This is a genomic window from Streptomyces sp. NPDC036764 (assembly GCF_055609385.1).
In genome coordinates, this window is sequence record NZ_JBVJPT010000001.1 from 2,207,914 (window position 1) to 2,234,565 (window position 26,652).

Below are 26,652 nucleotides of genomic sequence, written 5' to 3' on the forward strand. Positions count from 1 at the left end.
GCCCGGCGCGGACACGGCGGCCTTCATCATGAAACTACACTACACCGTGCAGTGTAGGACGGTTAAGATGTGCCCATGCCGACCACGAAGACACTGCGCGAGGGGTCCACGCCGAAGCGGGCCGCCATCCTCTCGGCGGCCCGGGAACTGTTCCTTGCCGACGGCTTCGACCGGTCAAGCGTCGACGCGGTAGCCGCCAGGGCCGAGGTGTCCAAGCGGACGGTCTACGACTACTTCGGCGACAAGCAGACGCTGCTGCAAGCAGTCGTCGACGCCATCGGCCAGTCGATGATCACCACGATCCGGCGCACCCTCGACGACACCCTCACCGACCTCACCGAGGCCGCCGACCTCGAGGACGCCCTGGTCACGTTCTCGATGCGCATCTCGACCGACATGCTCGACTCGGCGGAGTACGCCACGTTGCAGCGACTGGTCCGGGTGGAATCCGGCCACCTGCCGCACCGGGGCTACAACTCCATGGCCGACACCCCCGACGAGGCACTCGCCGAGCGGTTCGCCGCCTTCGGCGCGGCAGGGCTGCTCGACGTCCCCGACTCCCGGCTCGCGGCCGACCAGTTCATCGCGCTGACCTTCGGCGTCGCGCTGGACAGGCTCGGCTCCGCGAACGCCGCCGAGGACACCCGCGTCCGGCCGCTCATCGTCGAGGGAGTGCGGACCTTTCTCCGGGCGTACCGGACCGTGTAGGCCGGGCGGCGCGAAGCAACGAGTGCGCCGTCAGCCCACGACCCTTCCCTCAACCAAGGTCGTGTCGCGGGCTCTACGGCAGGCGGAAGACCCGTCCGAGGGCGTCGGACAGCTCGGACGCCGCCCCCGGAGCGGTCAGCGATGACAGCCGGGCGCCCAGATAGCCGTCCGGGCGGATGAGGAAGGCCGTCGGGCCGTCGACGCCGTACAGCCGCTCGAACTGCCCCGCACCGTCCCGGAAGACAGGCAGGTGCCGACCATTCGGGTCGATCGGTCCGCGGGCGGCTTCCGGCACGGCTCCATGCCGGCTGACGACGAACGCGTCCAGGTTGTCACCGGTCAGCCGATACCCGGTGGCGGCGGCCTCGCGGCACGAGTCGAGCGCGTCGGCCGAGTCGGCGTAGAGCACCAGGACGTGCTCGCGCTCGCGCAGCAGGTCGTACAGGCGCAGGGGCGTTGCGGCCACGCCCGCGACGAGACCGGGGCAGTCGGGCGCACGCTCACCGGCCCTCGGACCCGGCGCTCCGGCACCGCCGGGCGCCGCACCGCCGGCCGCCACCAAAGGACTGCGCGGATAGGCGACGAGCAGTTGGGCCTCGCGCAGCATGACCGCCGTCATGTCGTCCGGCGCCGCCCGGATGCCCTCGGTGGCGTGCTCGACCGTGCGTCCCACCTCCTCCTCGCCGACGGGGCGACGCTCGGCGTCATAGCTGTCGAGCAGCCGGGGATGGGCGCCGCCCTCCAGCGAGAGCGCCAGCTTCCAGGCGAGGTTGTAGGCGTCCTGGATACCGGTGTTCATGCCCTGGGCACCGGTCGGCGGATGGATGTGCGCGGCGTCCCCGGCGACGAAGACCCGGCCGACGCAGTACCGGTCGACGAGACGATGACTGATGCGGAAGACGGACGACCAGCGCATCGCGGACGCGGTGGTGGGCTGCGGGGCGAGCCGGTCGAGGACGGCCTGGATGTGCCCGAGTCCGGGCGCGCGCCCGCCTTCCAGCCCGTGGGTCACCGAGTCCTGCGCCGCACCCTGACTGTCGGTCGAGAGCTCAGCGGGCACCAGCATCGACATGCGGTACCGGCGATCCCCGGGTAGCGGGATGCAGACGAGGAGATCGTCGACGCGGCCGTCCGCGTCGTGGTGCATGGCGCGCACTCCGTAGCCCTGCGGGAGGCTCCAGTCCACCTCCACGTCGGCAAGCATGTACTCCTCGGGAAACGCACCCCCTTCGAAGGAGAGCCCGAGTCCCTTGCGGACCGTGCTGTGCGCCCCGTCGCAGCCGATCAGGAAGCGTGAACGCACCTCCTGCTCGGCACCGGATGCCGTGACGATCCGGCTGACCACCCCGTCCGTGTCCTGCGTGAACCCCACCAGCTCGGTGCCCCGCTCGATCCCGGCACCGAAACGGGCGAGATGCTCCTCGATGATCCGCTCGGTCTCGTACTGGGGCAGAGCCGCGAAGACGTACGGCACCTCGGGCGGCAGCCGCAGCTCGAAGCGCGCCTGCTCGACACCGTCGGCGTACACCACCTGACCGCGCATCGGCACGGCGACCTCGAGAGCCGCGCGCACCATGCCCATCCGATCCCAGATCTCCAGCGTCCGCGGCTGTACGCCCACAGCCCTGGCGTACGGCAACCGGGCCGGAAGCCTGTCGATGACACGGCATGCCACCCCCTGCCGCCGCAGCTCGGCCGCCGCGGTCAGCCCGACCGGCCCCGCACCGACGATCAGTACATCCGTGTCCACCACCGGTTTCTCCCGCCACAGGCGCCCCATCTGCCCTGGTTCCATCGTCCACCGCCGGAAACAGGGCAGCGACTCAAGGTGGGGCGGTCCTGCGAGGACGATGCGCCGGACATCCTCGGTGTGCTCGTGTGTCCGGGTGTCAGAGCATCCAGGCCCGGGTGCCGAACGAGGCGCACGCCCGTGAGGCCACGAGGGCGGCGGCATGCAGCGCCGCAACGAAGCCCTGCGCGGTCAGCGGCCGCTGGGCGGCAAGGTGATGGGTCAGGGCCCCGTGCAGGACGTCTCCGGCGCCGAGTGTGTCCGCCACCGGCACGGCGGGCACCGCGACTGTTCCGCCGCTGTCGGGGCCCGCCCACTCGATGGGCCGGTCACCCCGGGTGACAGCCGTCCATCTGACCCCCTGTTGCTGGAGGAGACGCAGCGCCTCGGAGGGGTTGCGGGTGCCGGGCGGGTGGAAGTCGGCGGAGCAGACCGCTACGTCGATCCACGGCAGCAGGTCCTGCGTGCCGGGCTTCCAGCTCCCGGCGTCGAGGACCGTGAGGCGGCCGGCGGCACGCGCGGCGCGGGCGGCGGCCGTGGCCAGTTCCATGTGGTGGCCGTCGAGTTGGACGATGTCGCAGGCGGCCACCCGGGCAGCGAGATCGGCGGGCGGGGCGAGCCGGTGCGCGGTGGCGTTGGTGGAGGCGACGGCGCGTTGTCCGGTGGAGGCGGTGACCATCACGGAGGAGACGGCGGGCGGATCGGTCGCGTGGGGCGCCAGGTCCGACACGGTCACACCCGCCCGGTCAAGGTCGGCAGTGACCGCGCGCGCCAGCGGGTGGGAGCCGATGGCGGTGAGCAGTGCGGCCCCGCCACCCAGGTGGGCAAAGGCCACGGCCGCGTTCGTCGCAGGGCCGCCGGCGGCCACGGTCTGCTCGCGGGCGGTGAGCTTCTCGTCGGGACCCGGGACGTGATCGACGAGCTGGATGACATCCAAGGTGCACAAGCCCACGAACAGCCCTTCAGGCCGCCTGCCCGTTCCCGACTCCATCCAGGTGCACATCCTCTCAGTGACCGAACCCGCCGACCGCCCCCGAGATCACGGGGCCGGCTTCTTCAACCGTGCCCCAGGCCGCCATGGCCATACCGTCCGCGCCCGCCGACGAGACCGGTCAGGAATCGAGAAGCCCTGGCTACCGGGCCGCCTCTAGCGTGATGGACATGGAAACCACCGCATCCACCACGTCCCTCGCATCCGTCACCCTCGAGGTCGCCGACCTCGAGGCCGCCCGCCTCTTCTACACCGCGTTCGGAGTGGACCAGCACATCCGTCTGCGGGCGTCCGAGGCACACTCCACCGGCTTCCGCGGCTTCACCCTGGCGCTCACCGTGTCAGGGCCGGCCACCGTCGACGCCTTCCTGGGCGCCGCCGTGGACGCCGGCGCCACCGTACTGAAGCCCGCCGCGAAGTCGCTGTGGGGCTACGGCGGCGTCGTCCAGGCACCCGACGGGACGATCTGCAAGGTCGCGACCTCGGCGAAGAAGGACACCGGCCCGGCCACGCGCCAGATCGACGAGGTCGTCCTGCTGCTGGGCGTCGAGGACCTGAAGGCCACCAAGCAGTTCTACGTCGGCCGGGGCCTGACCGTGGCCAGGAGCTTCGGCGGCAAGTACGCAGAGTTCGCGTCCGGCGAGTCCAGCCCCGTAAAGCTGGCGCTGTACAAGCGTCGCGGCCTGGCCAAGGACCTCGGCGTCCCCGCTGACGGCACGGGCTCGCACCGCGTCATCCTGGGCAGCACCGCCGGCGCGTTCACCGACCCGGACGGATTCGTCTGGGAAGCGGCCACGCGCCTGGACCACGCCCCTTCCAGGGAGTCAGCAGTGTCCTGATGCCGGCTCCCTGTGCCGGTCGGACCTGGTGTTCTGTCCTGCAACTCAGAAATCTGTGGGCAACCCGCTCACCTCGGCGATGCCCCGCAGTTCCTCCGTCTGCCGGTGCCGTTCCCTGATGTAGTCGGCGATCTCGTCGAGACGGTCGGGGTCGGAGGCGGTGGTCGCGTCGGTGACGATCCTCACCGGGCCGGTGTCATCGACGTCGATCTCCACCAGTTCGTTGTCGAGGCGGCCCGTGACAGCGGTGGCGATGACGAGAGCGGCCTCGTCACGGACCTCCTGGGGCAGGTCGTCGCCGTCCGAATCGAGCGCGAAGTCGAGGGTGGAGAGACGTTCCTCGTCGATCGCCTTGAGGACCGGTTCCACCACACGCAGCAGGAGCCGGTAGTCCTCTGTGTCCATCCGGATACGCAGGAGGTCCAGGTACACCTCCACGGGCTGGCCGTCGCCTTGCGGAACCTCGTATTCGCTCATCCACCCCGTGTTCCCCGTCGGACGCGGATCAGACGTGCTGCCGGCGCGCCATGGCGAAGGAGAACATGCCGAACAGCATCAGCCCGGCCGCGACGCAGACCAGCAGCGATGGGCCGAGCGGGGTGTCGGCGAAGGTACGCAGGGTGTCGTCGAGGCCCTTGGCCCGGTCGGGCTGGTAGTCGACGGCCGCGCGGACGGCGAAGGCGCCGACGGCCGCGAACACCAGCCCTCGGGCGGCACCGCCGACCACGCCGGTGACATCCACGAGCCGCCGCGTCCGCCGGCTCATCCGCCCGAGGTCAAGGTCGTCGTGGTATTTGCGCAGGACCGCCCATACGCCGATCCAGATGCCGCCCACGAAGACGCCGATCCCGGCCGCGCCGACCAGCCACTGGCCGGCGGGCAGCTCCAGGGCCCTGGCGGTGGCGTCACGGGACTGCTGGTCGCTGGATCCCGCGCCGTCGGCGTTCCGGTTCACCGCGAACGACAGCACGGAGTAGGCGACGAAGACGTAGCACGCGAAGCGGCCGGCCGCCAGCAGTCGCATGCGCGCGGTGCGGCCGTCCTTCCCGACGGAACCGAAGAGCGCCTCGGACAGTCGCCACAGAGCCATGCCGACGAGTCCGACACCCAGCGCCCACAGCAGTACGGCGCCGAACGGCTGCTGAGCCAGCTCCTCCAGGGCCCCTCCCCGGTCGGCCTGCTTGTTCGTGTCGCCGAAGGCGACCTGCAGTGCCAGCGCACCGACGAGCAGATAGATCACGCCCCGGGCGGCGAGGCCCGACCGGGCCGCCCCCTCGGTGACCGAACCCCGCGCCACCGCGTCCGTGACCGAACCCCGAGCCACCCGCCAGGCCCGGAACCGCCCGGTCCATGCCCACCCACCCGTGTCCATGTAGACCTCCCGGCAATCCGAATGCCCCGACCCGGCCGCGGCATACACGGCCCGCCGGCAGGCGCGGCCCGAGGGCGCACCCCGGACTGCCACGGCGGACTCGATCCGGCAACCTGCCTGAAGGCCGGCGAAGGTGCCGTAGCCGAGCTGAAGGAGCCGTAGGGCCTCAACCGCGGGCCTTCCGCGATCGGCGAGGGTACGGAGAGGGAGGCCAGCGCAGACGTACTCCGGTGAGCCGGGCGATGGCACGAAGATGTGGTCCCGTATTTCCGATGAACCAGACCGAACGATCCGCGTGCGACCACATATAGGCCGGAACGCCGTCGTCAAGGAGGGATGTCAGTCGCGGCTCGTCGAGCTCCTCGGCTGCGAACTCGTAGAGCGCAGGAAGCCGTGGGGCGATGAGCCCGTAGTCGAGCATGCGGGCGACGGGATGTTCGGCGAAGACGACCTCCTCGACGGATCCCGCCACCGGGTAGTTCTTCGGGAACGACCGAGCGAGGTCGAGGAACAACTTGACGCTACGGTGCCGGGGATCCACCAGCCGAGGGCCGGGGAAGCCGAGCCACCCCAGTGCGAGGCGCGGATTCGCCAGCATTGCATGCGTATAGATAACTCGAAGAAGCGCGACGTTCATCATGAATCGCTCTACTTTGAGTTCTTGTGCCGCCAGGCCCTCATACTTCAGATATCCCGCGACAATGCTGGCGTTATGCGCGCGGTACCAGCGAGTCGGCGAGGGTTCGCGAATGAAATCGATCCAGCACTGAACACTGTGGCTGCTGGCATCCCCGGAGGCGCTGTCGGTCAAGAGGCCGGCCTCGATCTTGTCCCTGAGCAGTATCGCGTTCACGCTGCGCCACCAAGGGCTGCCGGCCGGATCAGAGGACTCCGGCTCCAGCACTCCGCGAGCGGCCGACCAGCGCATGAAGCTCAATTCGGCATGCCCGTACCGAGGGAAGCGTCCTGACGTAGCGTCATAGAAATGCTGCGCAAGGGCGAGACGTCCAGCCGTGTTGTTCCGCACAAGCTCGACCCGCTGCTCTGCGCGAGCGGCGGCGTCAGTCACGGTGACTCAATCGGATTGGCGCCATACGAGAACCTCGTAAACCCTGAGGACTGGACCCTGAAGCATTGCGCACGCGGCAACCGCAAACACTCGGAATCACGGTACCGCGGCGGATGCCGATCCCAACAAGGCGAACCTGCTGGACGCCGGGCAGGCGGCCGGCTGCGTCCGCACGGACGTGGACGCCCACGGGGTCCTCGTGCTCGTCGCCTGCCTCAGCCGGCTGGAGCGGGAGGAGCGGGAGCCGAGGGCCCGGCCTCTGATGAACGTCATCCTCGACGGCCTTCGCCGACAGGACCCGGACCGAGTCACTCCTCCGAGTGGCGCTTGTGGTCTCTCCCGGAAGAATCGCGATGGCCCTGCTGGACCACAGCCGCATGGGCGGCCGGTACGACGTGGTCGCTCACCCGTGGATGCCGGACGTGCTGCGCAAGCAGTCCTCTACCTGCCCAACCCCATCTGCAGCCGGGACGAGCCCGGCCTGCTCTGGGTGACGGAGTCGACCCTGCGCCTGCTGCTGCGTATCTCGGGCCCGAAGTAGGGTCTGTGCGATCCGCCCGAGATCCACGAGTCATGGACCTCCGGGGCGACCGAGGGCCTGCTGGAGAAGTTCCGCATCACCCTCAAGGACGCCCGCGACCGCGCGATCGCCGAAGGCGACGACGTGACGCTGGAGTACGTCAAGGCGATGTACTCGAAGTTCGTCTCCACGATGGGGGAGTCGAACTACAACCGGGAGCTGTACCGCACCGACTGGATGCACCTCATCCGCTCCCAGGCGTTCGCGAACCTGTGGTGGAAGGTGCATCGGGCCTACGACGAGGGCCTGATGGTCGTCCGGGCGATGGGCACCGACGAACTCCACGTCATCGGCGACTGGCGAGCGGTGTTCGCGGAGGACCGTGGCGTCACCGAGGTGAAGATCAAGGACGTCTACACCATCGGCACCGCCACAGGACTGTGAAGCGGCCGTATGACGACCACCTGCGAACTCGGGCTCATCGACGGCCAGTTGCGGCCAGGTGGTCGGCCACCCGGGACCCCGTTGTTCCGGGTGGCCTGTGCTTCCGCGCCGTCAGGAGATGCGGATGCTCGACCAGTTGGTGGCCTTGCCGACCTGGGACCGATTGGCGAAGCCGCCCTGGCCGTTGCCCCGGTTCAGCCAGGCGCGGCCGTCCTTGTCGAGGGAGATCAGGTCGGCCCGGCCGTCCCCGGAGAGGTCGAGCCCGCCGACCACGTCCTTGTAGGAGGTGCCCCAGTCCTTGAAGACCAGCGACCGGGGCTGGAAGGTGCCGGCGCCGGTGCCTCGGAACCGCCACAGTTCGTTCGACGCGTCGATGCCGAGCAGGTCGTTCTTGCCGTCGCCGTCGAGGTCCCCGGCGGCGATCAGCTTCTTGTAGCCGCCGAAGCCGGACCCGGCGAGCGTACGGGCCTTGAAACCGCCGGTGCCGTTGTTGGCGTACAGGTACAGCTTCCCGGTCGAGGCGGAGCGGGTCAGCAGGTCGGCGCGGCCGTCGCCCGTCAAGTCGGCGGACGAGAGGACCGCGTCGTACGCGCTCCAGTCCGACGAGACCTTCACGTGGAACGACTGCGGGTCGGGCAGCCCGCCGCAGATCGTCGGATAGACGTCGGCCTCGCCCCTCGGCCGGCGGACGAACACGTCATTGCAGCCGTCGCCGTCGAGGTCGCCGAACGGCAGCACCAGCGTGCCCGTCGGCCAACTACTCGCGCGCTGCCCCGCCGACAGCTTCGTCGAGTCGCCCGCGTACACCTTCAGCCCACTGCTGCCCCGGCCGAACAGGTCGGCCTTGCCGTCGTCCGTGTAATCGCGCCACTTGGGCAGCGCGCGGCTGCTGGTGGTGGCCTGGTAGACGCCGTTCAGAACGGCGCTGTTGGTCTCGGAGCGCTGGTACTCGTCCCACAGCACGAGGGGCCGGCCCAGCGCGTCGGCGGCCACCTGCGGCGCACCGGCGAACTGGGCGCTCGTCGAGCTCAGCCGCCGCGGGGCGGACCAGGTGCCGCCCTTGAAGACGGCGGCCATCGTGTACTCCTCGTACGAATAGCCCTCCCGCCACGTCACCGTGACCGTGCCGCCCGAGGTGGCGGCAGCGCGGACCGCGCGCACCTTCTTGTGCGTGGAGAAGAGCTGGGTGTACGGCTGCCAGCCGCCGGTGGCAGCCGAGCGCAGCGCGTACCAGGAGCCGGTCGAGTAGCCCGGCTCGCCCGCGACGAACAGGTCGCCGTTGGGCAGGTACACGGGAGCCGTCATCCCGGATGTGCTGCCGTAGTTGGCGGCGGAACGCGGGGTGCTCCACTGCGTGGCGCCGGCAGCGCGGCGGGTGTGCATGAGGTGCGCGAGGTTGTCGTAGAACACGTCGAAGCCGCCCTGCGGACTGGCGAACGCCTTCGGGCGCGCCAGGTCCGTGCCCGGGACCGGGAAGCCCTGGACCGTGGTCCAGGCGGTCGCGGCGGGGGCCTTCTCCAGGGCGACGACGGCCTTGCTCGACTGCCACTGCCACACCAGCAGGGACGTGCCGTCCTTGGCGACCGCCAGGTCCATGCTGGAGATGTCCCGGCTGCCGGACGGCGGCTGCGCGTTGAGGTCGGCCGGAGCGCTCCACGCGGCCTGCGGGCCGGTCTTCTCGACGGCTTTCACGACGCCGGAGACCGCCCACACGGCCACCAGCCGGCCGTCGGGCGCCGCCGCCAGGTGGTGGTAGCCCTTCTCGGGGACCGCGGCCACGTACTCGGGCTCGGAGAAGGAGCTCGCGCCGGGCTTGAGGGTGGCCACCTTCAGCCAGTAGTCGTTGTGGTCGTCGGCGCGCTTGGCACGCCAGGCAAGGCGCACCGAGCCGTCGCCGAGCGCGACCAGCTCGGTGTTGTACCCGCCGGCGTCCGCCCAGGTCTGCGGGGCGAGCCAGCCGGTGCTGCCGGCGGGCCGGATCCGGGTGGAACGGGAGAGTCCGTCGCCGGTGAGGGAGACGAGCGCGCCGTCCCCGGCCGACACCAGCGCATTGATCCCGCCCGAGGCGGAGGCGGGGTCGGGGTTGGCGGTGTGCAGGGTGCGGGTGCCCCACAGGCCCGGCGCACGGGTGGCCGAGGTGGCCGCTGTGCCGGCCGCCGTGGCGGCGGTGTCCGTGACCGCTGCGGGAGTACCCGTGGCGGCGGTGTCCGCGACCGCTGCGGTAGTGCCGGTGGCGGCGGCCGGGGCCGTGGACGCCAGGGCGAAGACGGGAGTGAGCGCGATGCCGAGCACCGCGCGGGACTGCGTAGCCATGGGAATGCCCCCCCGGGCAGAGCGAATCCGTTGACACGAATTCGCCGAACTGTTCGATCAAGCCAGGCGCAGCGTATATCAGCCAAGATCGTCTGGCTCCGTCCAGGGCCTGTCCGGCGGATGTTGCCGGACAGGCCCTGGACTCGAGGAGGGCTCAGCGCTTGAGCGTGAAGGTGAAGTCGCCGGAGAGCTTGCCGCTCAGCCGGACTGCCGACACAAGCTTCCCTTCCGTGATCAGACTCTCGACCTCGGCCCGTGAAAGACCGCAGCCTTGAGCGATCAGTCGCACCGGCCGGACAGGGATCCGCGCCGCGAAGCGGACCGAGACGTCGATCACCTCGCGGTCCAGGTGATCCCAGCCGCCGGTGTCGAGACGCCAGGCGTTGTCCCAGTCGAGGGCGATGCGACTACGGCGCTGCACGACCGGATCCTGGAGCAACTCGGCTGCCAGGCCAGGGTCGTTGTCATGCATCCGGTCCAGCAGTTCGGGCCGTACGGAGCGCACATTCATCCGCTCCAGGACCGTGAGCTTCGCCGTGTCCCCGCAACCCGTGCAGAGGACGAGCAGCCAGGCGTCGATGAGCTTGTGGTTCGCGTTGACGCGAAATTTGCCGTTCGCCTGGAATCGCTCGGACGCGCAGGCGTGGCAACTGCGGATGACGAGTGGCAGGCAGGTGGGCATGACCACCCAGCTATTGAGCACAGAAGTACACCGGTTTCAGTGAGAAGTCCGCAGCAAAAAGCAGCGCGGCGCGAATGCGCGACGCGCGACAAATCAGCGCTCGGGAGGTCTCAAACGGTGTACAACGGCACGTCCTTGCCTGGACAACTTGAGTCGGCAGCACGGTAACTGCGCGCAGGGGCGCTGTTCCATTGATTTTCGAGCGCCGCACCGCGGGTTTTGGTCCGGCAGTACGGCGAATGCTCGCGGTGCCCCGTCGTCACTCGCCGTCCGGGTTCGCCTTCCGCCGACTCCACCACCAGAGCTCGTTGGCGCGATGGTCGTGCTCGAAGCCGGGGCCGAGTGGCCCCACCCGCTCGATCGCCTCGTCGGTGCGTGGGTCGTCACGGAGGGCGAGACCGTAGGCGGCTTCGAGGCGTACGAGTTGGTTGTCCTCGTCTAGCAACGCCGCCAAGGCGTCGGCGACCGCGGGCGTACGGTCCGGGGAGGCGGCCAGTTGCACAGCGACCGAACCTCGCACGTCGGGATCCGCGTCCTCGGCCAGCACAAGCAGGGTTCTGGTGACTTCCGGGACGAGAATGTCGTCCGGCATGCTCGCCGTGCACGCCCTGAGGCGCACCACGCTGTCCGGGTCGTCGTGCATGAGGGCGAGCAGTGCGGCTCGGGCCTCGGGTGTGCGGGGAACGCCCTGCGCGCAGAGGGTGTTGGGCACCTCGCGGCGTACGCGCGGGTCGGGATGACCGGCGTGGCGAAGGCCGATGGCCTGCTGGCTTGGATGGTCGTGCTCGGTGAAGGCGTCGAGGACTTTTGCGAGTATCTCGCTGTCCGTTTCCTCGGCCGCCCAGGCGGCCAGGAGGTCGCTGTCGTTCTGCACGTGGTGGGGGCTGGTTTCGAAGAACCCTCGTGTTCGCAGGTAATCCACCACGAACCGACGGTACTTCCGGTCCTCCTTGTGACGATGGTCCACCACGGCGGACCAGGTCTCGAAGCTGCGCCGCTGAGTGAGGATCCAGCAGACCGTGGACCAGTTCACATGCTGCTCGTCCGGCTGCTCGACAGCGCGGGCGATCAGCTCGTCGACCGGGGTCAGAACGCGGAAGGCCCACTCCAGCGAGGTCAGGATGGCGCCGTGCCCAGCCCGCACGACCTGGCCGGCGAGCGAGACCTGATCGACCCAGTCGTATTCGCCGTCCTGAAGCCGGACCGTCGTGGCGGGACCCGTCGCGCCCGTCCTGCGTCGCAGTTCCTCGGCCGCGCCCGTCTCGTACCAACTCCGGGCCAAGGCGAGCAGCCGTTCGCGGGCGGCCTCCGAGAGCCGCAGCCGAGGCTCCTTGCCCAGCACCGCCGAGAAGACGGCCGCGGAACCGCCCTCGACGGCTCGCCACAGCGGCGTGCTCCCGTCCGGCAGCACCCGGTCGGGATCCGAGCCACCCTCCACCAACGCCTCGGCGACCGGCGCGTCGTACGACGCCACCGCCACGCACAGCACCGGCAGTCCATTCGCGTCCAGCGCGTCCGGATTCGCGCCCTTGTCCAGCAGATCCCGCACGGCCTCGGCGTCCCCCGCCCGAACCGCCGATCCGAGCCGATCGTCGAGCCCGACCTCGCTCATGTCCCCCCTTGATCCGAACTACAGTGCCATCCTGCCGCGTGGAGGCCGCAACCCGCCGGGAAAGCCGCGGGATCAGGTACTCCAGGCGAGCGGTGCTGATGGGCGGCCGCCTGCCTGCGAGGTCTGTCGCACTCGGCGCACGTGGAGGAGGCCGATCGACGGTCGGTTCAGTCGGTGTCCTCCTCGACAACAGGGGCTGCGAGATGGCGCAGATCACCGTGGCGGGCGCGATGGCAGGATATGCGGATGGTGGTGAATCAGCCCTGGTCAGGGGTTCAAGGAGACTTGCTCGCGGCGAAGGTACTGGTGTACGACCCGAGTGGCTTTGCTTGCTCGCAACCCGTGCCCGAACCGGAGAGCGCCGAGTATTCGGCTCATGGGTTCACGCTGGACGGCCTGTCGGTCAGGTTTCGCGTGGCCAAGACGACCCCGACGAAGGCGGGTCAGTTCGTCACCGTGTGGAAGCGGTCCGCGGACGGCCCGATCCGGCCGTTCGATGCCGAGGACGGGGTTGATCTCATCGTCATCAGCAGCCGGGACAGCGGCCGCTTCGGGCAGTTCGTGTTCCCGCGAGAGGTGTTGTGCCGGCGCGGCATCATGTCCCGGAGCGGCTCCGGCGGCAAACGAGGCTTCCGCGTCTACCCGCCGTGGGTGACCACGACCAGTCGTCAGGCAAGCAGCTCCCAGGCGTGGCAGGTACAGCACTTCCTGAATCTCGGGGACGCCAAGCGCGTTGACGCGGCACGTGCCCACGCTCTCTACCATCCGTAGGTGCGTGGGCGCCCCTAGGGCGGCCCTGGCCCGATTGGCTCAGGCTCGGCGCGCCTCGGTCGTGGGGACGCCGGCCGGTGGAGGATCGGTCGGGCGGCGGCCTTGGAACGGGCCGCCCGGCAACGCCCCGCGGTGTGAAGAGGTACGGCCATGAAACTCCTCGACGACCCGTTGTACCGGTTTCTCGGGCTTGACGATGCCCGCGGCGTCACGTCGGCGGCCCCGTGATGGCCGCTTCGCGGGGGGACACGCCGGGCGGCGGCCGCTATGGCGAGGCCGTCTTCCGTCCCGAACAGGCGGGCGAGGGCGAGCGGATCGACTTCGGGGCCCTTGCCTACGACGACATCACCATGTCGAGGCTGCGGGCACTCGGGGCAGGTCCGGGATGGCGTTGCCTCGATGTCGGTGCCGGCACGGGCACGGTCTCGCGCCGGCTGCTGGACGAGGCCGGGGTCGAGAGCGTGCTCGCTGTGGACCGCGACGTGCGGTTCCTCAGCGAGCGGCCCGGGCTCGAGGTGCTGGAGGCCGACATCACCGCCCCGGATTTCGTCCGTGGCCGGTTCGACCTCGTTCACGCGCGCTTCGTGCTCATGCATCTGCCCGAGCGCGACAGCCTGATCGGCGCGCTGGCCGAGGTCGTGGCGCCGGGCGGTGTGCTGGTGCTGAGCGACGCGGTCGACCTGACGAGCGACCGGACGCCCAGCACGCCGTACACCAAGGCCATGCGGGCGATGTGGGAGGGGCTGCGGGCCACCATCGGCACCGACGTCTCCTGGGTGCCGTCCTACCCGCGGCTGTTGCGTGCGGCCGGGCTTGTGTCCGTCGCCGCCGAGATCCATGTGCCCCCGCTGGTGCCGGGAAGTCCCATCAGCCGCTTCTGGGCGGACACATGGGAGCGCAGCCGGGCGGCGATGGTCGCCACCCGGCTGCTCGACGATGCGGGCGTCGACTCGGCGGTCCGCTACCTCGATTCCGACGAGTGCGCCGCGCTGTCCGGAGGCATGCTCACCTCCTGGGGCTGGAAACCGCAGGAGGCTGCCCCGCGCTGACTCCACTCGGGGCAGCCCGTTCAGGGCGTGCGGTCAGGACGTTCAGTACGGTGTTCGGCTCGGTGGGTGCCGTCCGGCAGGCCCTCGGGCGAGGGCGCTCAGCCGAGCCCCAGTTCGGGCCTTTGGTATGTCATTGGCCCTTCTTGGCGAACATGTCGATCAGGCCCTGGGCGGTGTTGTCGTCGGAGTCGATGCGCATGATCTCGGCCCCTTCAAACATGGCGACCTCGGCGCTGCGGGGGAACATGACCTGCTCGTACTCGGCGAGCGCGGCCTCGATGTCCTCGGGGTGCGCGGCTATCGCCTTGCCGAGGTCGGCGCCGTCGAGCATGGCAAGGTTGGCGCCCTCGCCGTTCGGGACGGCGAGGTGGGCGGCGTCGCCGAGCAGCGTCACACCGGGGACCCGGTCCCACCGGTGCTCGGCCGGCAGGGCGTAGTGACGGCGCAGGACCGGCGCGGTGTCGCTGTCGGTGATCAGTGCGGTGAGCTCAGGTGCCCAGTCGGCGAACTCCGCCGCGATCCTCGCGGTCGACGAGGCGGGATCGGTGAAGTCGATCGCGTCGAACCAGTCCTGCGGCTTGGCCAGGATCGCGTAGGTGTGCAGGGTGTCGCCGCTCTCCCGATGAGCGAAGAGGTCCTTGCCCGGCGAGGGCGCGATCATCGACCCACCGCCTACCGCCTTCGCGGCGACGGGATGCCGGGTGTCCGCCTCGTAGAGATAGGTCTCCACCGCCGACGTGCCGGCGTACTCGGGTGTGACGCCGGAGAGCAGCGGCCGTACCCGTGACCACGCACCGTCAGCGCCGACGAGTAGATCGGTGACGACGGTGGTGCCGTCGGCGAAGGCAACCTCGTGGCGCCCTTCGCCGAGGGCACGGGTGTCGGTGACCTTCTGTCCCCACCGGACGGTGTCGGCCGGAAGCGAGTCGATCAGTATTTGTCGCAGCTCGCCACGCATCACCTCCGGGCGTCCGCCCGTGCCGTCGTCGGCTTCCTCGTGCAGAACGGTCCCGTCCCGGTCGAGGACGCGCATCGCCTGGCGGCCCTCGAGGACGATGGCGTGGAACGCGTCCATCAGACCCGCCGCCTCCAGGGCGAGCTGCCCGTTGTAGTCGTGGATGTCGAGCATTCCACCCTGCATGCGCGCCGACGGGGAGGGATCGGACTCGTAGACCGTGGAAGGGATTCCCTGGACGTGCAGGACACGGGCGAGGGTGAGTCCGCCGAGGCCGGCTCCGACGATCGTGACATGGGTGTGCATGGTGGGCTCCTTCGGAATCGGGCCCCCGGTGTGCTCCGGCGGCCGTCCCTGAAAGGTGCCAAGCCGTGCCGACGAGCCACCGACATCCGACCGACAGCCCCGACAGACAACCGACAGCCTCGACAGACGGCCCACACGGGAGAGGCGCATCGGCTCTTCGAGGTGTCGCCGTCTGCTGCATCGTCGCGGGCGCCGCGAGCACGGGCGGCGCCGGCGGACACTAAGCGAAGAGCGGGGCCTTCCTCGTCGACGGTCACAAGGCGCGTGCCGAGGAACCAGGCCGCGTGTATGCCTGCCGTGGGTCGAGGGGCCCGTGATCGCCGGTGCAGACGACGATCGCCTCCACCGGTTCACCGCAGTCACGGTGACGCACCTCAAGGGGTGGCCCCTCAGGGTCCGCCACGTAGCGGTCGCCCCACTGCTTCAGGGCGATCATCACCGGCCACAGATCCCAGCCCTTCCGCGTGATCCGGTACTCGTGACGAGTGCGACGGCCCTCCTCGCGGTACGGGACGGTGTCCAGGAGTCCGGCGGCGACCAGCTTGCGCAGCCGGTCCGCCAGCACCGCCTCCGACAGTCCCACGTGCCGGTGGAAGTCGTGGAAGCGGCGCACGCCGTTCATGGCGTCACGCATCACCAGCAGCGACCACTTCTCGCCGACCAGGTCGAGGGTGCGCTGGACCGTGCAGTTCTCGGTGCTCGTCTCAAGCCAGGTCATGGTGTCATCGTAGGCTGGCTTCGCCATTGACAGCCAGCCGTCCGTGTGACTAACTTCGATTATCGAAGCCAGCCGGGGAGGAAGAGGCACATGACGAGGTCACGCACGTACGAGTGGCAGGATCCGAGCATTTCCGCGGCCGACGTCGGTCAGGAGAGCGGCCTCGAATTCCTGCGCGGCGTGCTGAGCGGACGTCTGCCCGCCGCGCCCATCGCCGCGACCCTCGGTTTCACCCTTGAGCAGGTCGAATTCGGTCACGCCGTCTTCGCCCTGGCGCCGGGGGAGGAGCACTACAACCCCATCGGCAGCGTCCACGGCGGCGTCTACGCCACACTCCTGGACTCGGCGGCGGGCTGTGCCGTGCAGTCCGTTCTTCCGGCCGGCATGGGGTACACCTCGCTGGACCTGAGCGTGAAGTTCCTGCGTCAGATCACCGTCGACACCGGCAAGGTCCGTGCGATCGGCACGGTGCTCAACCACGGCCGCCGTACGGCTCTGGCGCAGGCCGAACTGCTCGATTCCGAGGACCGTTTGCTCGCCCATGCCACCAGTAGCTGCATGCTCTTCCCTGTCACGGCAAGCTGAGAACGGCAACCGCACGACCGAGCCGGGTCCCGTGCCGGCCTCCGAGGTTGGGGGCCGGGGACTCCCGTGCGTCACCGTCGTAGCTGCCCCGGAGCTGGGCTGAACAGCATGTCGGCGCCCGCAGGAAGTCGACGCCGGCCCTTCGACGCTTTCGCCTCGACGCGTTCGACCTGTCGGCGGGCGCCGCGCCCCAGTACAACCTCCGGCCCGGTCGCTGGTCTGACTCACCGGGGTGTTCATGGGATCGCAGCAACAAATTGCCTTCTTCCTACGGGAGTTGCAGGACGGCGATCCTTGGCGGCGCGCGGCGGCGGCCAAGGGGCTGGGTCGGACCGGGGGGCACGAGCACGCATGGGTGCTCGTCGGATCGGCGGACGACCCGGCGCCCGAGGTGCGTGAGGCCGCGGCCGGTGGACTGGGCCGACTCGGGGTGGCCGAGGCGGGCCGTGCGGTCCTGCCCGGCCTGATGGGCGACGAGGATCCGTGGGTACGGCGCAGGGCCTCACGCGCCGCGATCCGGCTCGGCCTCGACGGCCCGGCGGTCGTGAACGCGTACTCGCGCCTACTGCGCGACCCGGACCATCACCTCCGGATCAACGCGCTGGACGGCCTGCGGGCCCTGGGCACGCCAGGTGATGCGCGCGGCCTCGTGGCACTGCTGGGCGACCCGGAAGGAGCCGTGTGGGGACGCGCCCGCAGCCTGGTGCACAGCCTGCGGGACGACCCGGCCGTCAGTGCGGAACTGGTCCGTACTGCGGAGCAGGGCGCGGCAGACGCACGCGTGCGCGCTCTCGAAATGCTCCCGAGGCAATGGGTGGTCCGCGTCCTCGATTCACTCGTCAGGGGGTTGCGTGACGAGTCCCCCCAGGTGCGGACCACCGCGGCCCGGCGACTGATCGACGTGGAGGATGCGCGAACCCAGGACGCCTTGGCCGAAGCCCTGGAGGCCGAAAAGGACGCCGATGTCGCGGAGTTGTTGCTTGGGCGACTCGCTGGACGGGGCGACGAACGGGTGACCGGGCCGGCGGTCCGATGGCTCACCGATGCCACCGCGGGGTCCTCAGCGGCGGCCGCGCTGGGAGCCACGGGAACTCGGGCGGCCGCCCACGCGCTGCGCACGGCCGTCACCGACCCCGCACTGCCCGGCCGTACGCGCGCGGCCGCCGCCAAGGCCATCGGGCAGGCGGGACGTTGGGACGCCGTGTGGCTGCTGCTTCCGCTCCTGGACGACCCCTGCGGCGATGTGCGCGCGGGCGCGGTGGAGGGCCTGGACGCGCTGGTGGCCGAAGGGCTACGCCCCTGGGAACGCCGTTCCGTGGCACGGACGTTGGTGGCCCATCTCGCCGCCGACCCGAACACGGTCTGGCAGACGCACAACGCCCTCATCGGCCTGGCGGAGGCCCTGCCCGGGCTCCGGCGGATCGCGGACCGGACCCCTTCGGCCGATGTCCGCGCCGCCGCGCTCTCGCTCCTCGACACGCACAACGCCACCGACGAGCACACCGGGCAGGACCTGGCGCGCTTCGTCCGCGCCCTGGACGACCCGGACGAGACGGTCCGCCACCATGCCGCGGAGGGGCTGGCCCACTGGGTGGTGACCACCGGCAGACTCCCGCAGGACGAACAGCGGCTGCGCGCCCGGCTCACCGCCCTCGCCACGGACGCCTCGCAGGCACAGACCCGCGCGGTGGCCGACGAGGCGCTTCGAGCACTGGACGAGTGCCGCTCCTGCTCGTCGTGAGTGCGGCTGCCGCGCAGGCAGCCGTGCTTGGACCGGACCGCGGCCGGGCCGACCAACTCAGCGTAGGAGCAGCGGTCTCACCACCTCTCACCCGCCAGCGCCACTTCTCCCCACTCCCGCCCGCGGAACACGCGGGGCGCCGCCCGCTCCAGCCTTGAGGGTGATGGTCCCGTAGCCGACCCCTTGCGAGGCTTGCATCGGGAGGCTCACATGACACTCACAGTCACGTTCACGGGGCGTACGGCAGTGACGGCGCCCGGAGTTCGGACCTGGTACCAACTGTGGACGTACACCGTGCAAGGAGGCGGGGCGGGCGATCTGTTACCGGGGCAGCGGGTGGCGATCGCGTTGCCCGCCGACTGCGGGGTACGGGATCCGCGGCTCTTCCCCCAGGTCCCCGAACTGGCGGGCACTTTCCTGGAGTCGGACAGCGGTGCCGGACGGCTGTATGTGGGCCGGACGGTCACCAGTGTCTCCGGAGCCCTGACGCTGGCCTTCCTCGCGCCGCCCGCACAGGTCGAGCGTGAGCTCTTCGTAGTGACACAGGTGCAGAACCGGCCCTGGGTGGTGGTCCCGTTCTCGACGCGGCCGGGCGGCCCGGCCGAGAACACCCATACGCTGCCCGCGCCCGCGGCCCGCACGGCCGGTGCAGGGCGGCCGGTGAGCGACTTCGCCGGCACCTTCCCGTACGCGAGCGAGCTGTTCGGCGTCTACCAGCCGCTGCCCGGCTGGCTCAGCTACTCCGGTGCCCGCCTGCTGGCCGCCGGCGCGGGCGCGCCGGCCCCGCGTGAGCTGTTCAGCGGGGCCGACGCCCGGGCACTGCTCCGGCCGGAACTCGCGACGCTGCCGAAGCCGCCCACCGAGGGGATCCTGTCGCCGGTGGGGCTGGTGAACCTGTTCCGCCAGTACTTCTTCGAGTTCGACACCTTCCTGGGCGCGCCCGTGGGCCATCTCTGGCTGAGCCCGGGCGGCACGGTCGAGGTCGTGGAGTCGTCCACCCGCCGCACCCTGGTGGAGCGGACCGCCGAGCAGTCCGAGGAGAGCACCCGGAAGACCGAGGAGTCGCTGACCGAGCAGACGGACGTCGCCGACGCGGTCAAGGAGGACAACGCCAACGAGACCTCGCTCGGTGTGACCGCCAGCGCCGGGGCGAACTACGTGGGCATCGCGCAGGCCGACGTGAGCACCAGCTACAGCACGAAGAACACCACGCACTCCTCATCCGAGGTCACGCACAAGCACACCCGGGCGCAGAGCTCCAAGGTGAGCAGCGAGATCACCCGGAACTTCAAGACGACCTTCAAGACGGTGACCGAGACGACGGACACCTCCAGCCGCCGGTACGTCGTCCAGAACACCACCGACCAACTGGTCAACTACGAACTGCGCCGCAAGATGCGCAAGGTCGGCATCCAGATCCAGCACATCGGCATCCAACTGAGCTGGCAGGTCCACGTCCTGGACCCTGGCCTCGCCCTGGGGCTCGGCGAGCTGGTCGATGTGGTGGCGGCCCCTGATCTGACGGGGCTGAAGAAGCCCGAGCCGCTGGAACCGCTCGTCCCGACCACCACCACGGTCACCGAGATCTATCCCGCTCAGCGGATCGGCTCGAACGGCCCCCACCTCGACCAGGACTGGTTCTACGTCGAAGGCGAGGACCACCTGTCACACGGCCATTCGGACGAGTACCTGGTCGCGCACTTCGACTACACCGCCGTCCCGCCCGGGCCGGGCTGGACCATCGACACCTCGCAGCCGGAACCGATCCGGGTGGTGGAGGCCAAGGCGAGCAACGGCAGCGGCACCAAGTACCTCGGCAAGTGCAAGATCGTGGACCTGGCCGGCGGCAGGTACCAGATCCGGACCGAGCTGGTGAACTTCGCCGGCGGCAACTTCGTCTCACTGTCCGTGCGGATCATGTGGAAGCCGCCGTCGGTCCACCCCGGGCAGGAGACCTACGACCGGGCGGTGGCGGAGTACCGCACGGAGGTGGACAGGCTCCAGCGGACCGCGTACGTCGAGGCCGTGCGCAAACGCGTCGAGACGGTCAGCGGTCTGCGCCGGCGGCCCGCCGGGGACCTGCGCAAGGAGGAGCGCTACTGCGTCTTCGAGCGGCTGATCGCCCAACTCGACCTCTACGACGGCCACAACCCGCAGCTCACCGCCGAGTTGATCCGGCAGATGTTCGACGTGGACCGGATGCTGTACTTCGTGGCTCCGGACTACTGGCGGCCGGGCACTGCCCCGACCGGCGAGAAGTCGCTCGGCCGGCATCCGGTGCCGAAGCACAACTGGGAGCCGACCCCCGGGGACGAGCCGCTGCAAGGCGCCACGATCTCCGGCCACTACTCCCACACCGCCGTGAACAACCCGCCCAACGCCGTCGGTCCGGTTCCGGACGAGGCGCTGGAGTGGCGGGTCAACTACCCCCTCACCGAGGACAGCCAGCCCGCCCCGGTGGGCAGTTCGCTCGGCTGGCTGGTGCAGATCGACGGCGACGAGCGCCGCAATGAGTTTCTCAACTCCGCCTGGGTCAAGGCAGTCCTTCCGATCCGCCCGGGCCACGAGCCGGCCGCGCTCGGCTGGCTCCAGGAGGCGCACGTGGAGGGCGAGGCCGCACTGGACAAGCCGTACACCTGGCAGACCGGGGACCCGGACGAGTACCGGGACAAGACGATCGGCCAGGTGCTGGAACTGCTCGCCGCCGAACTCCAGCGCAAGAACACCGACATCGCCACCACCCTGGCCACCGAGACGGTCTTCGAGACCGGCTTCGACCCGCTCGACGGTGGCTTCCGACCCGCCGAGCCGTACCAGGTGTTCGACCAGTGGACCGAGGTGCTGCCGACGGACCAGGTGGTCGCGGTGGAGGTCGAGTACGACCCGCGCACGGGACAACAGCGGTGAGCGCGGGATGAGCCCGCTCACCATTCGCTGGCGGCCTCCCGGCGAGAAGGAGCACTTCCTGCTCCGTAGACGATCGTTCGGGGGAGCGGCGGACGGCTCGGTCGAGCTCGCCCTGCACGCCCTCACCTCGCGAGAGGAGGTCGAGGACTGGACCGACCCGGCGAACGGGCTGGCCTGTCTGCTGCGCACCGCCTCCGACCGGGAGGCCGCCTTCGAGGTACCCCGGGCGACGGAGCACCTGCGGCTCTCCTTCACCGTCACCCCGCGGATCGCAGGGAAGCAGGCCGAGGCGCTGACGGTGCTCCAGCGGCTGCGGATCGCAGGCAACCGTGCCGTTCCGGACGCGTACGCGGTGCCCGCCCGCACCCTGCTGACCGACAAGCGCGGCAACGGCGACGAGGTCACCCAGCACGTGCCGTCGTGGGTGCGGAGCGGCATCCGCCGGTTCCTGGGCTGCCATCCGCTGCTCACCGTGCCGGCCCAGGCCGGCGTCCTCGACATCGACACCGAATTCCTCGACCTCACCGACCTCTGGTGGCAACTGCACTTCAGAACCTGTCCGAAGAACCGCGAGAACGGCTTCAACCCCTGGTACCTCTCACCGCACCTCACCGAGCGGCCGGGCAGGCTGCGGGTGCTGGCCAACACCCGCACCGCACCCCTGCTCTGGTTCGCCAGCGTGCCGCGCGCCGCGGGCGGCAACAGCGACCCCGGCGGGCCACCGGCGCCACCCGACGGCACCACGGTCGGCGGGTACGTCTTCTTCCGACCCGTGGCCGGCTCGTATCCGTACGCCCAGGACGGTGCCGCGGGGATCACCGACCCGAAGCACGCCGTCCGCGGCATGCGCACCCTGTGCCGGTACCTGCTCTCAGGACGGACGAGGACGCAGCAGGCGGCGATCGGCGACCTGCCGGACCTGCACGAGCTGCTGGACCACGCCCTCAACCGCGAACTGCCGCTCAACAGCCACGCGTACCTGCCCTGCGGCATGGACGCCGCGCTGGACCGCTCGGCGCCCCGGCTGCTGAAGGAGACCCGGACGCTGCGCGTGCTGTTCCTGCCGCTGTCGTCCGCGGGAAGCTACGGCGGCGCCACCGGACCCCGGCTGGCCGACCGGGCGGCCACCGCCCTGCGCCTGCTGTGGAGCTGCGGCGCGCTCGGCGGACCGGGCCAGCAGTTGGCGCAGCGGGACGGCACCGTCTTTCCGGTGCCGTCGCAGACGGGCCCCGGCGCCTCCGTCACCGGCACTCTGCGTCTCGCCCCCGACATCTGGGTCGGCGGCTACAGCAGCGGGGGCGAGGCTCTGTGGGGCGTGCTGAGCGACCCCGGCAACCGGCAGCGGGTCGGCCGTGTGATCGCGATGGACCCCAACGGGTTCCGGGCCCGGGGCGCGGACCGGCTGAGGGCCACCGCGCGGGAACGCGGGCGCGCCTTCCAAGCGCGCGTGGTGTGGAGTCCGTACGACATGGGCGGGCCGCCTGGCGCGGACCTGGTCGGCGCGATCAGGGGCACCGGCGCCGAGATCACCGTGCTGCCCCGCGCGGCGGGCTACTACCGGCCACCACCCAACTCCGAGAACCCCTGGGCCGAGTACGTGTTCGAGGACGCGAAGCCCTGGCGGCCGGAGATGTTCCCGCGCGGTCAGATGGCCGACTGGTGGCATCAGTTCGCGGTCTTCGCGGGGGAGCGGCTGACCGGCGACCCGCAGCACGAGGACTCGGTCGGCTTCATGGAGGCGACCATGGGGCCGTGACCGTGATCCGGCGTCCGGCCCACGGCCTCTCAGGTGCGCAGCGCCGCCCTGCCCGGCAGGGTCGCTGACAGAAGGCCCAGGCCCACCGCGCTCCCGGCGAAGGCCGCGTACACCAGCGGAGGTATGTACGGGGCCTCGCCGGTGAGACCGCGCATCATCGGGATCAGCGTCGCCGCGGCGATGGCCGTGCCCAGGACGATGCCGGCGAGTGCCACGAGCAGCCCCTCCCAGCGCAGCATGCGCATGACCTGACGACGGGTGGCGCCGACGAGGCGGAGCGTACCGAGCTCGCGGCGGCGGTCGAGGACGGTCATCACGAGGGTGTTGGCGGCGGCGACGGCGGCGAAACCGCCGAGGACGGCGGCCATCGTGTAGTTGGCCCAGGCGTTGAGCTCGCGCTCGGTGTTCTGCTCGACGGCGTAGCCGGTGGCGTCGGTGACCTCGCCGAGTGGAGTGAGGGCCTTCGCGTCTCCGCCCCGAACCAGCAGCACGCTGTCGAAGCCCGAGGTGACGTGGGCCGCGAGGGAGGCGCGGTCCATGGTCACCGTCGCAAGGCCGAGCCCGCGGCCGTACACGGCCACGACTTCCGGGCTGGTCCTGGTGCCGTCGGGAAGGTACATCGGCAGCTTGTCGCCCACCTCGACCTTCGCCGACGTCGCGAGCGTCTTGTCGACGGCGATCCGCCCCTTGCCGACGCGGTCCAGGCTGCCGCTGCGTACGGCGAGGTCCTGCACCTTCGCGAGATGCCCGCCGGAGCCGGAGATGCCCTGCGTCGTCGAGCCTTGCAGCCACCGGTCGCCGCCGGAGCCGACCTGCACCAGGACCTGCGTTTCGAGCAGGCCCACTGCCGCGTTGACGCCGGGTGCACGGGAGGCCCGGTCGGCGGCGTCGGTGGCCAGCCCGGCCGGGTGCGTGACCACGTGGTCCGCGGTGACGCCCGCGCGGAGCTGCTGTGCGGCTACATGGCTCTCGCTCGTGTGCATGAAGACGAGGGTCGAGGCGAAGGCCATGGCGAGCACGATCGGGGTGATCGCGGAGGCGAGCCGGCGGGCGTTCGTGCGGGAGTTGGCTGCCGCGAGTGACGCCGCGGCGTCGCCGCCGCTCAGCACGAGCCCGTACAGCGCCGCGAACAGCCGGGCCACGAGCGGGCCGAGCAGCGCGACGGCGAGCATGAAGAGCATGACGACGCCGAGGGCCGCGTTGGCGGCGTCGTCCCCGGCCGAACGGGCGGCGAGGCCGGTGAGGAACCCGCCGCCGACGAGTGCGGCCACGCCCAGCAGAGTACGGATCACGCCCGGCCGCAGCCGCTCCACCGACGCCTCGCTGAGCGCCTGCCCCGGCTTGATCTTCGCGGGCCGGCGCCCGGCCGCCCAGCCGGCCGCGAGCGCGGTCAGCAGCCCCGCGCCGACGGCTACGACGAGTGGGATCCATGAGACGTGCAGAACGACGGCCTGAGGGATGGCCCCGCGGTCCTTGAGCTGTCCGAACCACCAGTGCGCGAGCCCGATCCCGGGCAGGCAGCCGGCCAGCCCGGCGAGCGGCGCGACGAGCAGCGCCTCCGCGGCGACCGCGCGGCGGACCTGCCGTGGGGTCGCGCCGACGGCACGCAGCAGCGCGAACTCCCTGGCCCGCTGGGCGACGGACAGCGCGACCGTGCCGGACGCCGTGAAGACGGCGACCACCGCGGCGATCCCGCCGAAGGAGCCACCGAGCCCGGTGAGCATCTCCTTGGCGTACCCGAGCCCGCGGTCCTCGACTGCGCCGCGGCTGTCGCCGGTGTGCACCTGGGCGCCGGAGCCGGCGAGCGCCTTCTTCACGCCGGCGGCGACGGTGTCGGCGTCCGCCCCGTCCTTGGACAGTACGGCGATCGCGTCGGCCTTGCCGGGATGCCCGGCGAGGGCGGGGGACTGGGCATCGGTGAACCAGGCGGTGGCGCCCTCCGCCCCGTCGCTGGCCTTCGCCAGTCCGCAAACGCGGAAGCCGACGCGTCCGGTGGCGGTCTCGAGGGCGACGGTGTCGCCGACGCCGGCCTTCGCGGCCCGAGCAGCGGCGGCGCCGAGGACGACCTCGCCGGTGCGGGGCGCGGCCCCGGAGGTGAGCGCGGCACCGGTGAAGGCGTGCGATCCCCAGCCTTGGCCGGTCAGCGTGCCGTCGCCCTGGCGCACCGGGAACGTGAAGTCCGGTATCGCCGCCTCGACGCCGGGCACGCGGCCCGCCCTGTCCGCCAGCGCCGCGTCCAGGCGTGCCGTGTCCGGCAGCGGGTCCGCCGACTCGGACCGGCTGTCGCCGCTGCCCGTGACGAGGCGAGCGTACTGGTCCGCCGCGGCGACGACCGGCGCCTTGGCGTACCGCTCCGGAGGCACCGCGGCGCGGGCGCCGGTCTCCAGGAGGATGCCGCAGGCGGAGACGATCAGCGCCGCCATCATCAGCGCGACGAACGTGCCCGCGAACGCCGCGGGTTTGAAGCGCACGGCCGCGCGGGCAAGGCCGTTGGGGCCGATGCTCCTCACGCCGCCGCCCTCACCATCGCGCCCGAAGGGGCGGTGAGCGCGGCCATCCGGGCCGATGCTCCTCACGCCGCCGCCCTCACCATCGCGCCCGAAGGGGCGGTGAGCGCGGCCATCCGGGCCGCGATCTGCTCGACCGAGCCGCCTTCGAGGCCACCGGCGAAGTCGCCCTCGGCGAGGAACAGCACGCGGTCGGCCCAGGCGGCCGCGGCCGGGTCGTGGGTGACCATGACGACGGTGGCCCCGAGGGCGTCCACCGCCTGGCGGAGCAGGCCGAGGACCCCGGCGGCGGTGCCGGTGTCCAGTGCTCCGGTGGGCTCGTCGGCGAAGATCACATCCGGGCTGGTGACCAGAGCGCGGGCGATGGCGACCCGCTGCTGCTGGCCGCCGGAGAGCTCGCCGGGTCGGCATCGCGCCTTGTCGGTCAGCCCGACCTGCGCGAGCACCGCGGCCGCCCGGCGCCGATCCCGACGCTGCCCCGCGAGGCGCATCGGCAGCAGCACGTTCTGCTCGACAGTGAGAGAGGGCAGGAGGTTGAAGGCCTGGAAGACGAAGCCGAGGCGGCTGCGGCGCAGCTCGGTGAGCCGGTTCTCGCGCATGCCCGTGATCTCCGTACCGCCCAGGCGCACGGAGCCGGCCGACGGCCGGTCGAGGCCGGCGGCACACTGGAGAAAGGTGGACTTGCCGGAGCCGGAGGGGCCCATGACGGCGGTGAACGTGCCGTGCGGCAGGGCGAGGTCGATGCCCGCGAGCGCGTGCACGGCGCCGGCGCCGCGACCGTACTGCCGCCGTACGCCGCGCAGCTCGACGGCGAGACCCGGCGTGCCCTGCGCCTCCGGCCGGTCGTCCGTCTCCCGCCGCTTGCCTTTGCGCAGCCTCATGGTCCGCCCTCTCGCGATCTTTTTCGAGCCGATGACTCGAAGCTACGGATCACGGTCGTCGCGGACCATGGTGGCTGCTGGCGAATGCCGGGTGGGGATAACCCGAGGTGGCGCAGGGGGCACCCGGGCGGATGCGG

Annotated in this window: 20 protein-coding genes and 2 pseudogenes; 10 read left to right on the forward strand and 12 right to left on the reverse strand. The window is 70.9% G+C overall.

Annotated elements, in window-relative coordinates:
- Positions 1-75 precede the first annotated feature (75 nt).
- Entirely contained in the window at positions 76-708 is a 633-nt protein-coding gene (locus ACZ69Q_RS09015) for a TetR/AcrR family transcriptional regulator (protein WP_471038759.1), read from the forward strand.
- Between the two features lie 73 nt (positions 709-781).
- On the opposite strand, the gene ACZ69Q_RS09020 is transcribed toward ACZ69Q_RS09015, so the two are convergent.
- Complete coding sequence (locus ACZ69Q_RS09020; RefSeq protein WP_471038762.1) at positions 782-2,488, reverse strand: FAD-dependent monooxygenase; 1,707 nt, start codon at positions 2,486-2,488, stop codon at positions 782-784.
- A gap of 109 nt (positions 2,489-2,597) precedes the next feature.
- Positions 2,598-3,488, reverse strand: a complete 891-nt coding sequence (locus ACZ69Q_RS09025) for a PfkB family carbohydrate kinase (RefSeq protein WP_471038766.1) — start codon at positions 3,486-3,488, stop codon at positions 2,598-2,600.
- 164 nt (positions 3,489-3,652) lie between these two features.
- Here ACZ69Q_RS09025 and ACZ69Q_RS09030 point away from each other — a divergent pair, with 164 nt between their 5' ends.
- Entirely contained in the window at positions 3,653-4,327 is a 675-nt protein-coding gene (locus ACZ69Q_RS09030) for a glyoxalase (protein ID WP_471038769.1), read from the forward strand.
- Between the two features lie 45 nt (positions 4,328-4,372).
- Here ACZ69Q_RS09030 and ACZ69Q_RS09035 read toward each other — a convergent pair whose 3' ends face one another.
- The 3 genes from ACZ69Q_RS09035 to ACZ69Q_RS09045 form a co-directional block, all read right to left on the reverse strand.
- The gene (locus tag ACZ69Q_RS09035) at positions 4,373-4,804 is read right to left on the reverse strand and encodes a hypothetical protein (protein ID WP_471038773.1); all 432 of its coding nucleotides are present in this window, start codon (positions 4,802-4,804) and stop codon (positions 4,373-4,375) included.
- Positions 4,805-4,832: 28 nt separating this feature from the next.
- On the reverse strand, positions 4,833-5,699 hold the full coding sequence (locus ACZ69Q_RS09040; RefSeq protein ID WP_471038776.1) for a DUF1206 domain-containing protein: 867 nt from the start codon (positions 5,697-5,699) through the stop codon (positions 4,833-4,835).
- Positions 5,700-5,865: 166 nt separating this feature from the next.
- Complete coding sequence (locus ACZ69Q_RS09045) at positions 5,866-6,768, reverse strand: hypothetical protein (RefSeq protein WP_471038780.1); 903 nt, start codon at positions 6,766-6,768, stop codon at positions 5,866-5,868.
- A gap of 139 nt (positions 6,769-6,907) precedes the next feature.
- Between ACZ69Q_RS09045 and ACZ69Q_RS09050 the strand changes: the two are divergent.
- Together ACZ69Q_RS09050 and ACZ69Q_RS09055 are read left to right on the forward strand one after the other, a co-directional pair.
- A pseudogene (locus tag ACZ69Q_RS09050) lies at positions 6,908-6,997 on the forward strand (TetR/AcrR family transcriptional regulator); the annotation flags it as partial.
- Between the two features lie 121 nt (positions 6,998-7,118).
- Positions 7,119-7,732 (forward strand): annotated as a pseudogene (locus ACZ69Q_RS09055) (transcriptional regulator); the annotation flags it as partial.
- A gap of 111 nt (positions 7,733-7,843) precedes the next feature.
- On the opposite strand, the gene ACZ69Q_RS09060 reads toward ACZ69Q_RS09055, so the two are convergent.
- The 3 genes from ACZ69Q_RS09060 to ACZ69Q_RS09070 form a co-directional block, all read right to left on the reverse strand.
- Positions 7,844-10,045, reverse strand: coding sequence for an FG-GAP repeat domain-containing protein (locus ACZ69Q_RS09060; protein ID WP_471038785.1), 2,202 nt, complete (start codon positions 10,043-10,045; stop codon positions 7,844-7,846).
- A 154-nt stretch (positions 10,046-10,199) separates the two neighbouring features.
- Complete coding sequence (locus tag ACZ69Q_RS09065) at positions 10,200-10,727, reverse strand: DUF1062 domain-containing protein (RefSeq protein WP_471038788.1); 528 nt, start codon at positions 10,725-10,727, stop codon at positions 10,200-10,202.
- Positions 10,728-10,986: 259 nt separating this feature from the next.
- On the reverse strand, positions 10,987-12,339 hold the full coding sequence (locus ACZ69Q_RS09070) for a HEAT repeat domain-containing protein (protein ID WP_471038792.1): 1,353 nt from the start codon (positions 12,337-12,339) through the stop codon (positions 10,987-10,989).
- A 246-nt stretch (positions 12,340-12,585) separates the two neighbouring features.
- Between ACZ69Q_RS09070 and ACZ69Q_RS09075 the strand changes: the two genes are divergently transcribed.
- Positions 12,586-13,110 (forward strand): MepB family protein, encoded by a 525-nt coding sequence (locus tag ACZ69Q_RS09075; RefSeq protein ID WP_471038797.1) that lies wholly within the window; start codon positions 12,586-12,588, stop codon positions 13,108-13,110.
- 227 nt (positions 13,111-13,337) lie between these two features.
- A complete protein-coding gene (locus ACZ69Q_RS09080) occupies positions 13,338-14,159 on the forward strand; it encodes a class I SAM-dependent methyltransferase (RefSeq protein ID WP_471038800.1) in 822 nt (273 codons plus the stop codon).
- A 130-nt stretch (positions 14,160-14,289) separates the two neighbouring features.
- On the opposite strand, the gene ACZ69Q_RS09085 is transcribed toward ACZ69Q_RS09080, so the two are convergent.
- A complete protein-coding gene (locus ACZ69Q_RS09085) occupies positions 14,290-15,420 on the reverse strand; it encodes an FAD-dependent oxidoreductase (RefSeq protein ID WP_471038803.1) in 1,131 nt (376 codons plus the stop codon).
- 253 nt (positions 15,421-15,673) lie between these two features.
- Positions 15,674-16,138, reverse strand: a complete 465-nt coding sequence (locus ACZ69Q_RS09090; RefSeq protein WP_471038805.1) for a winged helix-turn-helix transcriptional regulator — start codon at positions 16,136-16,138, stop codon at positions 15,674-15,676.
- A 90-nt stretch (positions 16,139-16,228) separates the two neighbouring features.
- Between ACZ69Q_RS09090 and ACZ69Q_RS09095 the strand changes: the two genes are divergently transcribed.
- From ACZ69Q_RS09095 to ACZ69Q_RS09110, 4 genes are all read left to right on the forward strand, one after another.
- The gene (locus ACZ69Q_RS09095) at positions 16,229-16,723 is read left to right on the forward strand and encodes a PaaI family thioesterase (protein WP_471038807.1); all 495 of its coding nucleotides are present in this window, start codon (positions 16,229-16,231) and stop codon (positions 16,721-16,723) included.
- A 238-nt stretch (positions 16,724-16,961) separates the two neighbouring features.
- Entirely contained in the window at positions 16,962-18,464 is a 1,503-nt protein-coding gene (locus tag ACZ69Q_RS09100; protein ID WP_471038810.1) for a HEAT repeat domain-containing protein, read from the forward strand.
- Positions 18,465-18,674: 210 nt separating this feature from the next.
- Positions 18,675-21,371, forward strand: a complete 2,697-nt coding sequence (locus ACZ69Q_RS09105; protein ID WP_471038812.1) for a hypothetical protein — start codon at positions 18,675-18,677, stop codon at positions 21,369-21,371.
- A gap of 7 nt (positions 21,372-21,378) precedes the next feature.
- The gene (locus tag ACZ69Q_RS09110; RefSeq protein WP_471038814.1) at positions 21,379-23,127 is read left to right on the forward strand and encodes a hypothetical protein; all 1,749 of its coding nucleotides are present in this window, start codon (positions 21,379-21,381) and stop codon (positions 23,125-23,127) included.
- A gap of 29 nt (positions 23,128-23,156) precedes the next feature.
- Here ACZ69Q_RS09110 and ACZ69Q_RS09115 read toward each other — a convergent pair whose 3' ends face one another.
- Both ACZ69Q_RS09115 and ACZ69Q_RS09120 read right to left on the reverse strand, forming a co-directional pair.
- Positions 23,157-25,637: an FtsX-like permease family protein gene (locus ACZ69Q_RS09115; RefSeq protein WP_471038817.1), complete on the reverse strand. Its 2,481-nt coding sequence runs from the start codon at positions 25,635-25,637 to the stop codon at positions 23,157-23,159.
- Between the two features lie 62 nt (positions 25,638-25,699).
- The gene (locus ACZ69Q_RS09120; protein ID WP_471038819.1) at positions 25,700-26,515 is read right to left on the reverse strand and encodes an ABC transporter ATP-binding protein; all 816 of its coding nucleotides are present in this window, start codon (positions 26,513-26,515) and stop codon (positions 25,700-25,702) included.
- Positions 26,516-26,652 lie beyond the last annotated feature (137 nt).

Excerpts from the sequence above, each read along its gene's own strand:
- ACZ69Q_RS09015 (WP_471038759.1), top strand. The coding sequence starts at position 76 with ATGCCGACCACGAAGACACTGCGCGAGGGGTCCACGCCGAAGCGGGCC.
- ACZ69Q_RS09020 (WP_471038762.1), bottom strand. The coding sequence starts at position 2,488 with ATGGGGCGCCTGTGGCGGGAGAAACCGGTGGTGGACACGGATGTACTG.
- ACZ69Q_RS09025 (WP_471038766.1), bottom strand. The coding sequence starts at position 3,488 with ATGGAGTCGGGAACGGGCAGGCGGCCTGAAGGGCTGTTCGTGGGCTTG.
- ACZ69Q_RS09030 (WP_471038769.1), top strand. The coding sequence starts at position 3,653 with ATGGACATGGAAACCACCGCATCCACCACGTCCCTCGCATCCGTCACC.
- ACZ69Q_RS09035 (WP_471038773.1), bottom strand. The coding sequence starts at position 4,804 with ATGAGCGAATACGAGGTTCCGCAAGGCGACGGCCAGCCCGTGGAGGTG.
- ACZ69Q_RS09040 (WP_471038776.1), bottom strand. The coding sequence starts at position 5,699 with ATGGACACGGGTGGGTGGGCATGGACCGGGCGGTTCCGGGCCTGGCGG.
- ACZ69Q_RS09060 (WP_471038785.1), bottom strand. The coding sequence starts at position 10,045 with ATGGCTACGCAGTCCCGCGCGGTGCTCGGCATCGCGCTCACTCCCGTC.
- ACZ69Q_RS09065 (WP_471038788.1), bottom strand. The coding sequence starts at position 10,727 with ATGCCCACCTGCCTGCCACTCGTCATCCGCAGTTGCCACGCCTGCGCG.
- ACZ69Q_RS09070 (WP_471038792.1), bottom strand. The coding sequence starts at position 12,339 with ATGAGCGAGGTCGGGCTCGACGATCGGCTCGGATCGGCGGTTCGGGCG.
- ACZ69Q_RS09075 (WP_471038797.1), top strand. The coding sequence starts at position 12,586 with ATGGTGGTGAATCAGCCCTGGTCAGGGGTTCAAGGAGACTTGCTCGCG.
- ACZ69Q_RS09080 (WP_471038800.1), top strand. The coding sequence starts at position 13,338 with ATGGCCGCTTCGCGGGGGGACACGCCGGGCGGCGGCCGCTATGGCGAG.
- ACZ69Q_RS09085 (WP_471038803.1), bottom strand. The coding sequence starts at position 15,420 with ATGCACACCCATGTCACGATCGTCGGAGCCGGCCTCGGCGGACTCACC.
- ACZ69Q_RS09090 (WP_471038805.1), bottom strand. The coding sequence starts at position 16,138 with ATGACCTGGCTTGAGACGAGCACCGAGAACTGCACGGTCCAGCGCACC.
- ACZ69Q_RS09095 (WP_471038807.1), top strand. The coding sequence starts at position 16,229 with ATGACGAGGTCACGCACGTACGAGTGGCAGGATCCGAGCATTTCCGCG.
- ACZ69Q_RS09100 (WP_471038810.1), top strand. The coding sequence starts at position 16,962 with ATGGGATCGCAGCAACAAATTGCCTTCTTCCTACGGGAGTTGCAGGAC.
- ACZ69Q_RS09105 (WP_471038812.1), top strand. The coding sequence starts at position 18,675 with ATGACACTCACAGTCACGTTCACGGGGCGTACGGCAGTGACGGCGCCC.
- ACZ69Q_RS09110 (WP_471038814.1), top strand. The coding sequence starts at position 21,379 with ATGAGCCCGCTCACCATTCGCTGGCGGCCTCCCGGCGAGAAGGAGCAC.
- ACZ69Q_RS09120 (WP_471038819.1), bottom strand. The coding sequence starts at position 26,515 with ATGAGGCTGCGCAAAGGCAAGCGGCGGGAGACGGACGACCGGCCGGAG.